The following is a 14,509-nucleotide window of genomic DNA, read 5'->3' on the forward strand; positions in this document are numbered from 1 at the left end:
AACAGTGTGCAAAAAAATAATGATACGGTTACCCACAACGGAAGAGGTGCTAAATTTTCTGACACAAAATATGTGTCTGTCCTTTTTATTCTACTTTTTTATTCTTGTGTATGTCCTTTTTATTTATTCTATTTTCTAGAAACACTGCAAAACACGATACATTAAGAAAGGGAAGTGCTTATCCACTCAAAGACGTCACTCTAACACCTTGCAAAAAACAATTAAAACATAGCTAAGTCCTCTTTATTTTACGTGAAATAGCAGTAACTGATTGAATCAAAATAGGAACTCAGCTATGGTCGGTACATCAATAAAAATAAATTTAAAACGAGTAATTCTATAGGCTCGTTATATTTTTTATTTAATTTGGTCGTAAACTGAATTTTTTAAATACAAAAAGGGAAGGTAGAATGCATAAAACAATAAAAATAATGATTATAGGGATTACTGCTATATATATTTCAGGTTGTTCTTTCCATGCCTCAAAATATGGCGCATCGTTTGAAAATATAGAGACACTTAAAAATTATAAGGGTGTACAAGTTGCTGTTAAGCCATTTACATCAGTAAAGCCAGGACAAAGTGGCATATCATGTAGAGGAGCTGGCTCAGTTGAGACTCCTAATAAAGAGTCTTTTGAAAGTTACATTCACAGTGCATTTGTTTCAGAGTTGAAAGTTGCAGGTGTATACGAAGAGCAATCGGAGATTATTTTAAATGGACATTTTACTGAAATAGACTTCAACTCCAATATAGGCAATGGGAAATGGATGTTTGAACTTACGGCATCATCAAGCAATGATAACGCTGTGAAAATATCGACCAGACATGAGTTTTCAACCAATTGGGTCGCAGATAAAGCCTGTCAACAAGTTGCTCAAGAATTTTCACCTGCTGTTCAGCTTTTGATTCGCGATTTAATTACACACCCTAAATTTAAAGAGTTAATTGCTCCTGTAAAAACAGAGCTAGTCACAAAAATATAGCATATATTGATCTTAACTACTGTCATTAGACATTAGAGTTTTTTTGGCCGTCTTCATACCGTGACGGTCAAATTTAAATCAAGTAATTGGCTTGATATATGCTCTAGCGAATTATGAAACATCTAATCAAACTATATCTTGTTTTGCTCATGATAGGCTGTGCTTCAACCATGAAGCATTAACTACCTGAAGGAAGTTCTCAACTAGAAAGGTTGTGGATTTTAACGAGAAATCTGATGTTCCAAAGTGGGCTAGTAAGAATAAGAGTATAATTGAATCACATTTATTTGTTTGCGAAACTTGTTTTGGTCAAAAAGTGCAGGTACATATAAACCTTGAAGATAATGGTTATCTAAATTTTTCTAAGTTGTGTTCTACAGGCTAAAAAGAGCTAGAAAAAGAAGCGTTAAAAGCTATTTAAGTATAGGAACCGTTTGATATTTCAAATATAAGTAAAGCAGACAAAAAAGTAGTGATAAATATAGTCTTTACCTCCGCTCCAGAAAAGAGCAGATAATCGGTTAGCCTGAGCTTTCTAATCCCTAGCCCAACAACATCTATGATGCGCTTTTAATTAACAGAAAGTGCAGTGGATGGTTCATCTTCCGTAATAAATATTATTCTAAACCTACGGTTAACTTGTTAGATAAAATCATGGTCAAAATAGACTGTCAATGAGGCAATGACAACCTTTTATATTTTACGTAAATCGAAGTAACCGATTGAATCAAAATAGGAACTCGCCTATGGTTAAACTATCAATAAAAATAAATTAAATACGAGTTATTCTACAGATTGATTATGGCTTACTAAAAATAGTTGCAAGGATGGTGAAATGGTTAGGTTTTATCTGGTACTTACTTTATTAGGCATTTTATTACCCTATGGCGCCTTTGTTCCTTGGGTAGTTACAAATGGCTTAGATCTTGGTCTCTTGTTTAATGATGCGGCGACAAATTCTATCAGCGTATTTGCTTGGCTTGATGTTGCAGTGTCTGCCGTTGTTTTGTTGGGTTTTATCATTGTCGATGGTCGCAGAAATAAAGTGACATATCGATATTTTGCTGTGCTGGGTACGTTGTTTGTGGGTGTGTCGTTTGGGCTTCCACTTTATCTTTACCTTAAAGAAAAGCAGTCCCTTGAATCACAGCCCTAATAAATAAGTTATGGCGTCAATACTATCTTCAAGTATCTGGCGCTTTCCGTATTTTACTACTTACTAGCACTGAATTTAAAATCGCCATCATTTTCCAGATGTAAGCAATGGGACGTAGTTACTGGTGGTAGCCCTATTTTTAGCGCTATGGGTACTTCAATGGTGTTATTTATTTCGATACTAATGCCATTTATAGTGCTTTGTATCATTGATATTAAATGTAAAAAGCAGATAGAGCTTTTTTACTTTTATAAATGTCATACAACTGGTCGGATCTGAAAAAGGCGTTAATTAAAGTAAAAAGCCTTTTTAAAATCTAAAACATAAGATTACACATTCATGGCTTTTTGTTTCCTAGCGCTATCTATTTTATGCGTTTTTCCATTTTGTAAGATAGTAATTTTGCGCCAACCAATTTGGCAATACTTGCTGCTGCTAAGTGTTATAACTGCCTATCATCAGGAATATATAAACTTATACGCAGTTGTTGTTATTGTGTTTTGTTTAGGCTTATTGCACTTTTCGGTATCTGCAACCTCTGCGTTAATACGCAGTATCTTAACGCCTTTGTTTGTAATAGCCTCACTGGGTTTAGCCTTACATTGGTTCCCCGGTTTTAATAACCAGCCTATTGTTGTTAATGAACAGCTTACTAGCAATGCGATTACATTTACCCTGTATGCTAATTTCGATAAAGCATTAGCGGGTTTGATGCTGAGCGCTTATTTTTTTACAAAAAATAAAACGCTAAAACCAATAAGTGTAGGGTATCCACTTTTGATTATTGCTATCACTATTTTAGCTGCACTCATCACTGCTTTAATATTGGGTCTTATGGAGTTTGCGCCTAAAGTACCCGAATTTTGGTTTTTATTTATAGCAATTAATCTATTTTTTACCTGCGTTGCAGAAGAGGCGTTATTTAGAGGGATAATACAAACTAAGCTTTCGAAAGTGATAATCTCTGCTCGGTTTGCATTACTAGCGCCTGTGATCACTACTGGTTTATTTTCACTCGCACACTTTTCAGCTGGAGCTAGTTACATGCTAGTGGCAGCTGTTGCAGGTTTTGGCTATGGATACATTTTTTATAAAACTCAGCGTTTAGAGTGGGCTATTTTATGCCATTGGTTCGTTAATGTGTTTCACTTTTTCTTATTTACTTACCCTATGCTTGCAACACCCTCTTATTAAATAACTATATGCTATCAAGTACTGATGGTGTCATTTAAGTTCATGATTTGATGTGAAATAACTAAAAAATGTTGTTCTGAGCATCACAGACAACATTGCTATTTATTACTACGACTACTGCTTATCCGCCTCTGGTCTTACTAAAGGAAATGTCATCTACTTAAAGCAGATTCACAACATGCTGATGATTTTTTAAGGAGAAATTAGTTTCAAAGGCTGTGTGAAATATAGAACGTTAAGTACTGGGTTGAGGTAGAAAACGATCTTAATATAAAATTAGTTAATTTTCTCTGCAGTGAATAATTCAGTTGAATTTCTTGTGCGAATATTAGTCATCAAGAAGTGATCGAGAGTTAAACTAGCTCCGAATCTTCGCTTACTTGAGGTTTTTTGCTCAGCTTTAGAAACTCGATATAGCTCATAAGTAAGAAACGTTTAAATGTCTTTATCATGATAAAAAATAGCCTTATTTGGTAAATATCATTAAAAAAGATCCATCAGCGCGATAATGAACATTAATAAACATCTTGACATAATATGTCGAGATGTTTACTTTTAATACATCAAACTGAAAGGGAAGTGTAAATGGAACTTTGGAATTTTTTTACGAGCTTTATCGTGCAGTCTATCGCCTTTTTTACTCAAGAAGTCGGGCTAAGCCAAGCTTTAGCTATTATTTTATTTACACTAATTGGTCGCTTAGTTTTAATGCCGATTAATTTGTTAGCGATGGCCAAAACCGTTAGTAACAAAAAGGCGATAGCTGTATTAAAGCCTGAGCTTGATGAAATAAAAAACAAATATAAAGATCAACCCAGTGCAATAGCTAAATCGACAATGGCGCTCTATAAAAAGCACAACATTAAATTTATTGATAAAAAGAGTGTGTTAAATATGGCAGGTCAAGGTTTATTTGGCTTTGGTACGTTTCAAGCTCTTCAACAAATCGTGTTTAATAGTAAGTTTGCGTGGATTGCGAGCATAGCAAAACCCGATATTGCACTTTCATTGTTGGTGGGTGTGATCACTTATTTTTCTATGGCGATGATGCCTGGTACTGCTGAGCAAACCAGTACCTTATTATTTATTATTCCAGCTGTGATTTGTGTTATTACCTTAATAAACTTCCCCTCTGCTATTGGTTTATATTGGGCAACATCAAGTGGTACAAGTTTATTGCAATCTTTATTACTCAATAATTACTTTCAAAATAAAACAGCCGGTAAAACTATTTAGTTTTAACGTATGAAAATAATATTTTTTGGCTGTTTCAATAGCCTAAAAAGTAATTGGACTATTGAAAAGCTTATGAGCAGGGGTTAATAAACGACTGCCTTTACTGTTCATTTTTCAAATTAGCTGGTTCTAATAAACTAAACGTCGGTAAGCGCCATTTGAAGCGTACCGATGCCATGCGTATTAAATACCCTACAAATAGGCTTGTAATAACGCTGATGTTGTCATCAATGTTGTAGTGGTGTAGTGCTAGATATAAACAAGCTACAATCAGCGCTACGCTGGCGTAAAGCTCATGATGTAATACTAGCGGCGCTTGGCGACAAATTAAATCACGTAATAATCCACCAAATACGCCGGTAACAATAGCAGCGACTACGCAAATACCATAGTGCAAACCCATATTAAGCCCTACTTGGCAGCCAATAATACTAAAGGCGGCAAGCCCAAGGGCATCTAAACGCATAAAAATGCCTTTAAATTTAACCACCCATTTTGCAAGCCAAGTTGTAATAATACCGGCAACGCAGGTGATCAATAAATATTCTGGATGTTTTACCCAAGTTAAAGGGTAATTGCCAAGTAAAATATCGCGTACGCTGCCACCACCAATTGCTGTGGCACTGGCTACTAACATAACCCCAAACCAATCCATGTTTCTGCGCCCAGCACTCAGCGCACCGGTCATGGCTTCGGCTGTAATACCAATAATATAAACAATAGTTAATAGCATAAGATATTCACTTGAATTTTTAAGAGCAAAAATAAAAGTGCGATTGTAGAGAGAAACTAATAAAAAGACGAGTGAGAAATTACACTAAAAACGCTCAGTTTCAGATAAAAAAAACTAATGTGAAATCAATGTGTGAATTGGCTGTTAATAGTACGTTGACCTAGCGTGTAATTATAAAAAAATAAGGACAAAAGACCGTAAATAATGTAATAAAATATATGTAGTTAGCTGGAACCTCGTGCAATTAGTCGCGGTGTTAGTAGGGTGCTTTGTACTTGTTCACCACGAATTAGTTTTAGTAAGTTTTCAACTAGCATTTGTCCTGCTATTGTGGTGTTTTGCTCTATGGTTGTGAGTGGCGGGTTTACATAGCTGGCAATCGAAATATTATCAAAACCTATCACGGCTACATCTTTCGGCACGTTAATATTGGCTTCTTTTAAAGCGCGTATTGCACCTATAGCAATCAGATCGCTAGCAGCGAAAAGGGCATTAAAGGTAATATTGTTGGCAATAAGCGAACGTGTGGCATGATAACCAGACTCTTCGGTCGAAATCGCATTCGCTATTTTTCGCTCGCTTAAGGTAATAGCATGTTGTTTTAACTTGTCTTTAAAGCCATTAAAACGGGCAAAAAATTCAGGGCTATGATCAGATGCATCACCAATAAATGCGCAATCAGTTCGGTTATGCGCCAATAAATGCTCAGCAGCAAGTTGGCCGCCGCCATAGTTATCACAGCTAATTGTTAAATCGGCACGATTATCTACCGTTGCTCCCCAACAAACAAATTTGGTGTTTTGTTCAAGCAAGGTATTAAACTTAGGCTGAAAATCAATGTAATCGCCATAACCTAATAAAATAATACCATCAGCACGGTGACTGTCTTCGTAGTCCGCTTGCCAATCTGAGCTTGCAGATTGAAACGATACCAATAAGTCATACCCTTCTTTTGCGCAAGCACGCGTTATGCTGCCGAGCATCGCTAAAAAGAACGGATTGATTTGTGATTCATCTGCTGTGGGATCTTCAAACAGTAACAAAGCCAATGTACTACTTTGTTGAGTTCGAAGGTTACTCGCATTTTTGTCGACTTTATAGTTAAGCTGTTTGGCTACCTCAAAAACACGTTTGCGGGTTTCTTCATTAACCAATGGACTGTTGCGCAAGGCGCGCGAGACAGTGGATTGTGATACCCCTGCGTAGTGTGCAATGTCAAACGATGTAGCTTTACCTTTCATACACAACCTAACTATTTCAAGTAACTAAAGTGCAAATAACTCGTGTTATTCTCGTTTATTTGCTGATTTTTACAAGCTATTTATCAGTAATTTATCAGTAATTTATCAGTAATTTAAAATTTTTATTGATCCAACCCTGACACCGGTGTCATAATGCGGGTGTTTTATCATTTTGTTGTCAAAACGTATTGGCTGCCCATTTAGTTGGGCAGCATTTTTTTATACTAGAGTAACTACTTTGAGGTGATAGCTCAAAGTTTATCTCATAGCGATAGCAAGACCATTGAAATTACAATAATAAGCACGGTTATAGCTAAGTATATAAACCGCTTAGACAAAAGAGAAAACACGATGAACTCCAAGCCAAATTCAGAATTCGATCCTATCTTAGTGGCCGACATCGGCGGCACTAATGCCCGTTTTGCTTTAATTACTGCTTTTAACCTACAAGAAAAACAATTCGTTATTGAGCATAATATCATTTTTCCCAGTGCCAATTTTGGTTCATTGGAAGCGGCAATAACGCATTATTTATCTCAAGTTAGTCATATTCAACCTCGACGCGCGTGTTTAGCCGTGGCTGGACCGATAAAAGCAGGCCAAGTACATTTAACTAATTTAGGTTGGCACTTTAGTGTCGAACAAGTAAAAGCTGAGTTTAATTTAGCTCAACTGGAAGTGATCAACGATTTTGCTGCGTTTGCCTATGCAGCACCTTATTTAGATCCACAACAAAACATTGCAGTTAAAGCAGGACAAGCCGATACTGATGCAAATATTGCAGTCATGGGTCCGGGCACTGGTTTTGGTGCGGCGTGTTTAGTGCGTACTAGCCAATCACGTGCTGTTTTGAGTTGTGAAGGTGGGCATATAACATTGGCGTCAGTGAGTGAATTAGATACTCAGCTGATCATCGAGTTACGTAAGCTATTGCCACATGTATCGGTCGAAACAGTATTTTCAGGGCCGGGTATTGCTCATTTGTATCAAGCCATGGCGGCTGTAAAAGGTGTCGATGCTAAGAATTTAACCGCTGCACAAATTAGCGAATTAGCAAATAGTGGTGAATGTGCCATTTGCGATGCTACGTTAAATCAATTTTGTGATTGGATTGGCAGTGTCGCAGGCGATTTAGCACTGGCATTTGGTGCGTTAGGTGGTGTGTATATTGGTGGCGGTATTTTACCGCGTATGCAAGCTCGTTTACTTGCTAGTCGTTTTGTTGAGCGTTTTGGTGCTAAAGGGATCATGTCGCAGTATGTGAGCCAAATACCAGTGACGTTAGTCACACAAGATAATATTCCACTTATTGGTGCTGCTGCATGTTTGCACGTCAATGAGCAGTCATAATACATCGCTCATAGGGGTGTTATTGGGAAGGTTGGATGAAGAAAGTTACAATAAATAGTGTTGCAAGTTATGCCGGGGTCTCTAAAAAAACCGTGTCTCGGGTTTTAAATAATGAACCTAATGTTAGTGATGCAACCCGTGAAAAAGTTCTTAAGGTTTTTAAAGAGCTAGATTACACTCCTAACCCGATCGCCAGAGGTTTGGCGCAAAATCGTAGTTTTATTATTGGTTGCATTTACGATAACCCGAGTAAAAGTTATATCACTCGGGTGCAAACTGGTGCGCTTGCTGCGTGTCAAGAAAACAACTATAACTTGTTGATCCACCCATGTGATTTACGTGGTGATGCGTTGATCAGTAATATTGAGCATTTACTACAATCTTCTCGTCTTGATGGCTTGGTATTGACGCCGCCATTTTCAGATTTTAAGGTATTAGTCGATTTTCTCAAAAGTAAAAAAATTCCGTATGCACGAGTTGCATCAGCAGTGCTTGAAGACGATTCAATTTCAGTACGCAGTAATGATGAGCAGGGCGCATTTGAGATCACTGAGCACTTAATTAAGCTTGGCCATAAAGCGATCGCGTTTATTAAAGGCCACCCAGATCACAGTGCCACTGAGCAGCGTTTCAAAGGTTATCGCAGAGCGCTTAGTACGCACGGCATTGAATTTAATGAACGTTTGGTTGAAGAGGGTAACTTTAGTTATCATTCTGGGGTCGATAGTGCGCGCAGCATTTTAGATTTAACCCCACGTCCAACCGCCGTATTTGCATCAAATGATTACATGGCTGCGGCGGTATTAAAATTGGCAACACAACGTCAATTTAAAGTACCCGATGATATTTCTATCGCGGGTTTTGATAATGCGCCAATTGCTCGTCATATTTGGCCTGGTCTTACTACTATAGCGCAACCGGTTGAAGAAATGACCAAACAAGCGGTTACTAAACTGATTGAGCATATTGGTGATCCGCAAGAGCAACCGTATCAGGTTACGCTTGAAGCGCGATTAATCACACGCGAGTCTACCGCACAAGTTAGATAAGGCTTTTCACAGTTGCCCGAGTTTGAGTGACGCTTACTCGGGCATTTTTTTGCTTAACAAAGCAGTCTGCATGTTGTTGCTATATGGGTTTTTTATCCGCTCATAGGTACTTATGATTGATATGATTTCGCTTATAAAAACATATTATAATCAATGCATTAAAGTAAAAATCCTCACATTTTCAAGCTCTCCAGCAACACAATTTAACGACCAAGCTAGATCCTCTTATTGAAAAATTATTTTCGTTCATTATTTGGTCATTTAAAATATTTAAACTAAATTTATAGGATAGGGTTGACACCGGTGTCACAGTCATGCGTTAATACAGTGACACCGGTGTCAGGTTGATTGTGAGAGACAACCTGGCAACGTATACCTTTGAACGGGTAAATCAAAGATGCTCAGTGCAAGTTCATTCGTGGAGTATGTACTTGCCACTGAGCCTTTATCCTCTAACCTTAGAGATGAGTCGAATTTTATGTTACATCCTCGTATTCAAGAAGTCACCGAACGCGTCATTGAACGCAGTAAAGCTACTCGCCAAGCCTATTTAGAACGCATCAATCATGCAAAAAAACAAACAAGAGTTCGTTCTGGTTTAGGTTGTGGCAATATCGCCCATGTTATGGCTGCGTGTAGCAGTGACGATAAAGCACGTTTAAAAGCTGATGAGCAGCCAAACTTAGCGATTATCAATTCATATAACGATATGCTATCTGCGCACGTGCCATACAAAGATTATCCAGATTTAATTAAAGACATTGCTACAAAGTACGATGCCACAGCTCAAGTTGCAGGCGGCGTGCCAGCCATGTGTGATGGCGTAACTCAGGGCCGTGATGGCATGGAGTTATCGCTTTTTTCTCGTGATGTAATTGCGATGTCGACAGCTATTTCATTATCACACGATGTGTTTGATGGCGTATTTTGCTTAGGTGTGTGTGACAAAATTGTCCCTGGTCTATTAATTGGTGCTTTATCATTTGGTCATCTACCGGTGTACTTTTTGCCAGCAGGCCCGATGCAGTCAGGCATTCCAAATAAAGAAAAAGCCCGTATTCGTCAAAAGTTTGCTCAAGGCTTAGTAAGCCGTGATGAGCTTTTAGAAGCGGAGAGTGCGTCTTATCACAGCGCGGGTACTTGTACGTTTTACGGTACTGCAAACAGTAACCAAATGTTGATGGAAATTATGGGCTTGCACCTTCCTGGTAGCTCGTTCATCAATCCATATACAGAGTTGCGTGATGGTTTAACCGGTAATGCGGTAGAAACCATGCTTAAACAATTGATTCAAAGTAAAGATGCCAATTGCTTAGCGGATGTTGTAACTGAAAAAACCATTATTAATGGTTTAGTTGGTTTGTTAGCAACCGGTGGCTCTACGAATCATGCAATTCACTTAGTGGCAATTGCCAAAGCGGCAGGCGTTGAGCTGACATGGAAAGATATGTCGGATTTATCAGAAGTGGTGCCACTGCTAACACGTATTTATCCAAATGGTTCTGCTGATGTAAATCATTTCCAAGCAGCCGGCGGCATGGGTTTCCTTATGAGAGAACTCGTTGGTGCAGGGTTCTTGCACAATGACGTTAAAACCATTGTTGGCGAAGGTCTCGAGGCGTATACCCAAGAACCACGTTTAGATACTGACAGCAACCTGATCATGACGAGCGCAACAGGCCCAAGCAAAGTTAAATGGGTACCGTGTCCAGAGAATTCATTAGACGAAGATGTGCTTCGTCCAATTGACAACCCATTCAGTAAACAAGGTGGCTTACAGTTACTAACTGGTAACTTAGGTAAAGCCGTGATCAAAGTGTCTGCGGTTGCAGTTGAACATCAAGTTGTTACAGCACCAGCAAAAGTTTTTGCTTCACAAAGTGCATTACAAGAAGCCTATACACGCGGTGAGCTAAACCAAGACTTTATTGCTGTACTGAAAGAGCAAGGTCCAAAAGCCAAAGGCATGCCAGAGCTGCATAAGCTCACGCCAGTAATGGCAACCTTGCAAGATGAAGGTTACAAAGTAGCGATCGTAACTGATGGTCGTATGTCAGGCGCATCAGGTAAAGTGCCAGCGGCAATCCACTTAGCACCAGAGGCGGTTGAAGGCGGCATTATTGCTAAGATTCAGGAAGGTGATTTAATTACTCTTGATGCACCAGCAGGTATCTTAAAAGTACATGTAAGTGATGAAGAATTAGCACAACGTGAATTACAACTTAGCGTACCTAGCTTAACGTTTGGTACGGGCCGAGAGTTGTTCACCGGATTTAGAAATATCGTAAGTAGCGCAGACATGGGCGCTAGCGCCTTTGGAATAGAATAATAATTCGCCAAACTGGGTATGAGGAACACACTATGAGCATAGAAAAAATATTATCATCGGCACCGGTAGTGCCAGTGGTGGTAATTGATAATTTAGAAGATGCAGCGCCACTAGCAAGAGCGCTGTATAACGGCGGTCTAAAAGCACTTGAAATTACACTGCGTACACCGATTGCTGCAGAAGCTGTAAAGCTAATGAAAGCCGAAGTACCAGAAGCCTATGTTGGCACCGGGACTGTGGTAGATAAAGCAAGCTTTGATGCATCAGTTGCCGCAGGTGCTGATTTTATGGTGAGCCCAGGCGTAAATGATGAACTTTTAGCACTGGCAAAAGGCACTGATATTCCATTTCTACCGGGCGCCGCAACGCCAAGTGAAGTGATGAAATTAGCCAGTCACGGATTTAAGTTTTTAAAGTTCTTCCCAGCAGAAGCTGCAGGTGGAACAGCAATGCTTAAATCGATTGGTGGGCCATTACCACAAGTAACATTTTGTCCAACCGGTGGCATTAGCCTAGCAACAGCACCTAGTTATTTAGCACTTAGCAATGTTATTTGTGTTGGTGGTACCTGGATGCTAGATAAACAACTAATTGAAAATAAAGACTGGCAAGCCATTGAAGCGCTTGCTCGCCAAGCAAGTGAAGTTAAATAATTTAAGTGGAGTTTTGAAATGATTAATGTAGCAATTAATGGCTATGGCCGTATCGGTCGCAATGTTTTACGCGCGCTTTATGAGTCTGCACAAAATAATGAAATTAAAATTGTCGCAATTAACGACTTAGCACCGGCTAATGTTAATGCACATTTAACACAATATGATTCAGTGCATGGGCAATTTTCTCATAAAGTAACGCTTGCTGATAACACCATGCTGATTGGCGACGACGTTATTACTCTTACCCAAGAACGCGATCCAGCTAACCTACCATGGAAAGCATTAAACGTTGATATCGTTTTAGAATGTACGGGTTTTTTCACTAAGCGTGAAGATGCTGCAAAACATATTACAGCGGGCGCGAAAAAAGTAATCGTTTCAGCCCCTGGTACTGATTTAGATGCAACTGTTGTTCACGGTGTAAACAGTGATGTGATCACTGCAGATAGCAACATTATTTCTAATGCTTCATGTACAACTAACTGTTTAGCACCAATTGCCAAAGCAATTAACGATACAGTCGGTATTGAGCAAGGTAGCATGACGACAATCCATGCTTACACTAATGACCAAAACTTGTCAGACGTTTATCATCCTGATCTGTATCGAGCGCGAAGTGCAACGCAGTCAATGATCCCAACTAAAACTGGTGCTGCTAAAGCGGTTGGTTTAGTGTTACCTGAGCTTGCTGGTAAACTTGATGGTATGTCAGTTCGTGTACCTACAATCAACGTATCATTGGTTGATTTTACGTTTATTACAAAGCGTGAAACAACTGCTACAGAAATCAATGAAATCATGAAAGCAGCATCTGTTGGTTCTATGAAAGATATTTTACAATACAACGAGCTACCGCTTGTTTCTATTGACTTTAACCATAACCCAGCGTCGTCAATCTTTGATTCTACGCAAACGAAAGCTGATGGCAAACTAGTTAAAGTGATGGCTTGGTATGATAACGAATGGGGTTTCTCAAACCGCATGTTAGACCAAGTTAAAGCGTTAGGTCAGTACTTGTAATAAGTACCACGTAAAAATTTAGCTTTATCCAACCAAGCCGCGACTATCGCGGCTTTTTTGTGTCTAGCGCTGGGCTGTAGATATGGTATTCTGCGAGCTGTTTTAATAGCAATCGACTTAAATATTTAACCATTCTAGCGAGCTAAATAAAGCGCTAACTGCGTTATGATTTTCATGTAGAACAACTACATGTCAAAATTTACGCCTTGTTATCACTGTATTTATCTGTCGCTATAAATGGTCAGTAACTTAACACGATTGGTATAAAAGGAATTACTAATGAAAAATACTCTAAAAACTCACCTGTTCCGTACTAACCACCTACAAATAGGTGAAGGTAATATTAGCGGTTATATCGGCTGCTTTTTAGCGATGCTGTCTTGTTTAGGCGTGCTCGCCTTTCATTTTCCAGAATATTTAACCACACCGGAACTGAGAAAGAGCTACAGTGTAGAATTTTTACGTCAACTGATGTTTGGTGCGCTTATCGTGGCCGGTAGTTTGGGATTACTTAACTTTGTACGTAACAAAAATAAACGTTTAGGTGCAACTGCGTGGTTTTTTATTGTGCTGGCCATTGTGTTTGGCGGCCCTAATGTTGAGGTGAATGATTTTGCTGATAACACACCCTATATAGGCCTAGACTGGTTTATATTAGATTTATTGGGTTCAACCTTAATATTTATTCTCATTGAAAAGCTGTTACCGCACCGCAAAGAACAAAAGATATTACGCAGTGAATGGCGCGGTGATCTAAACCACTTTTTTGTTAACCATTTGATTATTGGGTTTGTGTTATTAGTGACTAATCACTTTGTGCACTATGGTTTTGGTTGGGCAGTGTCAAGCACTGTGCAGGGCTACATCAGTCAATTACCTTTTATATTGCAAGTGCTGTTAATTATTTTAGTCGCTGATTTGATGCAGTACTTTGTACACCGCGCTTATCATGAAGTGCCTTATTTATGGCGTTTTCATGGTATTCATCACAGTGCAAAAGAAATGGACTGGCTTGCAGGCTCTCGCCAGCACATTTTAGAGATTTTAGTGACGCGCAGTTTAGTACTTACGCCTATTTTCGTGCTGGGTTTTTCGCAACAAGTGATCAGCTTATATGTGATAATCGTGGGTTTTCAGGCGGTATTTAACCATGCCAATGTACGGGTGAAATTTGGTTGGTTGAAATATTTATTGGTTACGCCACAGTTTCATCATTGGCATCACTCTTCAGATAAAGCGGCCATTGACCGTAATTATGCTGCGCACTTTTCATTGTTAGATTATGTTTTTGGCACAGCCGTAAAAGGCCAACAAGAATGGCCAGAAGCTTATGGCGTAGTCGGGGACTATGTACCAACTGGGATGTTAAAACAGCAGCTGTTTCCGTTTAAAAAGCAAAAATAGTCGCGATATGGGAATCCTTTCAATTTAGTGTTTTCGATAGTAGTCATATTTTATCGAGTATTGGTATGGACAGATAATAACTAAAAAATATATTGCTAAAAAAGGTACTGGTAGTAATAATTGATAACTGAAGGAATATGTATTACTAGCGACTT

At 38.8% G+C, this 14,509-nt stretch carries 12 protein-coding genes; 10 read left to right on the top strand and 2 right to left on the bottom strand.

Annotated features, from left to right (window positions below):
• Window positions 1–410 precede the first annotated feature (410 nt).
• From H5183_RS08095 to H5183_RS08110, 4 genes are all read left to right on the top strand, one after another.
• Complete coding sequence (locus H5183_RS08095; protein WP_182731403.1) at window positions 411–986, top strand: hypothetical protein; 576 nt, start codon at window positions 411–413, stop codon at window positions 984–986.
• A gap of 835 nt (window positions 987–1,821) precedes the next feature.
• Complete coding sequence (locus H5183_RS08100; protein WP_182731404.1) at window positions 1,822–2,142, top strand: DUF2834 domain-containing protein; 321 nt, start codon at window positions 1,822–1,824, stop codon at window positions 2,140–2,142.
• 339 nt (window positions 2,143–2,481) lie between these two features.
• Window positions 2,482–3,336: a CPBP family intramembrane glutamic endopeptidase gene (locus H5183_RS08105; RefSeq protein WP_182731405.1), complete on the top strand. Its 855-nt coding sequence runs from the start codon at window positions 2,482–2,484 to the stop codon at window positions 3,334–3,336.
• A 585-nt stretch (window positions 3,337–3,921) separates the two neighbouring features.
• Window positions 3,922–4,572: a membrane protein insertase YidC gene (locus H5183_RS08110; RefSeq protein WP_182731406.1), complete on the top strand. Its 651-nt coding sequence runs from the start codon at window positions 3,922–3,924 to the stop codon at window positions 4,570–4,572.
• 100 nt (window positions 4,573–4,672) lie between these two features.
• On the opposite strand, the gene H5183_RS08115 is transcribed toward H5183_RS08110, so the two are convergent.
• Window positions 4,673–5,305, bottom strand: coding sequence for a trimeric intracellular cation channel family protein (locus tag H5183_RS08115; RefSeq protein WP_182731407.1), 633 nt, complete (start codon window positions 5,303–5,305; stop codon window positions 4,673–4,675).
• Between the two features lie 224 nt (window positions 5,306–5,529).
• On the bottom strand, window positions 5,530–6,546 hold the full coding sequence (locus H5183_RS08120) for a LacI family DNA-binding transcriptional regulator (protein WP_149982408.1): 1,017 nt from the start codon (window positions 6,544–6,546) through the stop codon (window positions 5,530–5,532).
• Window positions 6,547–6,897: 351 nt separating this feature from the next.
• Here H5183_RS08120 and glk point away from each other — a divergent pair, with 351 nt between their 5' ends.
• The 6 genes from glk (at window position 6,898) to H5183_RS08150 (ending at window position 14,354) form a co-directional block, all read left to right on the top strand.
• Window positions 6,898–7,896 carry a glucokinase gene (glk, locus tag H5183_RS08125; RefSeq protein WP_145233464.1) on the top strand — a complete coding sequence of 333 codons (999 nt, stop codon included), beginning with the start codon at window positions 6,898–6,900 and terminating at the stop codon, window positions 7,894–7,896.
• Between the two features lie 35 nt (window positions 7,897–7,931).
• Complete coding sequence (locus H5183_RS08130) at window positions 7,932–8,945, top strand: LacI family DNA-binding transcriptional regulator (RefSeq protein ID WP_145233466.1); 1,014 nt, start codon at window positions 7,932–7,934, stop codon at window positions 8,943–8,945.
• A 478-nt stretch (window positions 8,946–9,423) separates the two neighbouring features.
• The gene (gene edd, locus H5183_RS08135) at window positions 9,424–11,274 is read left to right on the top strand and encodes a phosphogluconate dehydratase (protein ID WP_145233468.1); all 1,851 of its coding nucleotides are present in this window, start codon (window positions 9,424–9,426) and stop codon (window positions 11,272–11,274) included.
• 32 nt (window positions 11,275–11,306) lie between these two features.
• Window positions 11,307–11,927, top strand: coding sequence for a bifunctional 4-hydroxy-2-oxoglutarate aldolase/2-dehydro-3-deoxy-phosphogluconate aldolase (gene eda / locus H5183_RS08140; protein ID WP_145233470.1), 621 nt, complete (start codon window positions 11,307–11,309; stop codon window positions 11,925–11,927).
• A gap of 18 nt (window positions 11,928–11,945) precedes the next feature.
• Complete coding sequence (gap, locus tag H5183_RS08145) at window positions 11,946–12,950, top strand: type I glyceraldehyde-3-phosphate dehydrogenase (RefSeq protein ID WP_145233472.1); 1,005 nt, start codon at window positions 11,946–11,948, stop codon at window positions 12,948–12,950.
• 279 nt (window positions 12,951–13,229) lie between these two features.
• Window positions 13,230–14,354 carry a sterol desaturase family protein gene (locus H5183_RS08150; RefSeq protein ID WP_182731408.1) on the top strand — a complete coding sequence of 375 codons (1,125 nt, stop codon included), beginning with the start codon at window positions 13,230–13,232 and terminating at the stop codon, window positions 14,352–14,354.
• The last annotated feature ends 155 nt before the right edge of the window (window positions 14,355–14,509 follow it).

Origin of the sequence: Pseudoalteromonas sp. SR44-8 (assembly GCF_014163635.1) — a bacterium.
Taxonomy (GTDB): domain Bacteria; phylum Pseudomonadota; class Gammaproteobacteria; order Enterobacterales; family Alteromonadaceae; genus Pseudoalteromonas; species Pseudoalteromonas rhizosphaerae.

Coding starts and splice junctions, on each gene's coding strand:
- H5183_RS08095 (WP_182731403.1), top strand. CDS start 411: ATGCATAAAACAATAAAAATAATGATTATAGGGATTACTGCTATATAT.
- H5183_RS08100 (WP_182731404.1), top strand. CDS start 1,822: ATGGTTAGGTTTTATCTGGTACTTACTTTATTAGGCATTTTATTACCC.
- H5183_RS08105 (WP_182731405.1), top strand. CDS start 2,482: ATGGCTTTTTGTTTCCTAGCGCTATCTATTTTATGCGTTTTTCCATTT.
- H5183_RS08110 (WP_182731406.1), top strand. CDS start 3,922: ATGGAACTTTGGAATTTTTTTACGAGCTTTATCGTGCAGTCTATCGCC.
- H5183_RS08115 (WP_182731407.1), bottom strand. CDS start 5,305: ATGCTATTAACTATTGTTTATATTATTGGTATTACAGCCGAAGCCATG.
- H5183_RS08120 (WP_149982408.1), bottom strand. CDS start 6,546: ATGAAAGGTAAAGCTACATCGTTTGACATTGCACACTACGCAGGGGTA.
- glk (WP_145233464.1), top strand. CDS start 6,898: ATGAACTCCAAGCCAAATTCAGAATTCGATCCTATCTTAGTGGCCGAC.
- H5183_RS08130 (WP_145233466.1), top strand. CDS start 7,932: ATGAAGAAAGTTACAATAAATAGTGTTGCAAGTTATGCCGGGGTCTCT.
- edd (WP_145233468.1), top strand. CDS start 9,424: ATGTTACATCCTCGTATTCAAGAAGTCACCGAACGCGTCATTGAACGC.
- eda (WP_145233470.1), top strand. CDS start 11,307: ATGAGCATAGAAAAAATATTATCATCGGCACCGGTAGTGCCAGTGGTG.
- gap (WP_145233472.1), top strand. CDS start 11,946: ATGATTAATGTAGCAATTAATGGCTATGGCCGTATCGGTCGCAATGTT.
- H5183_RS08150 (WP_182731408.1), top strand. CDS start 13,230: ATGAAAAATACTCTAAAAACTCACCTGTTCCGTACTAACCACCTACAA.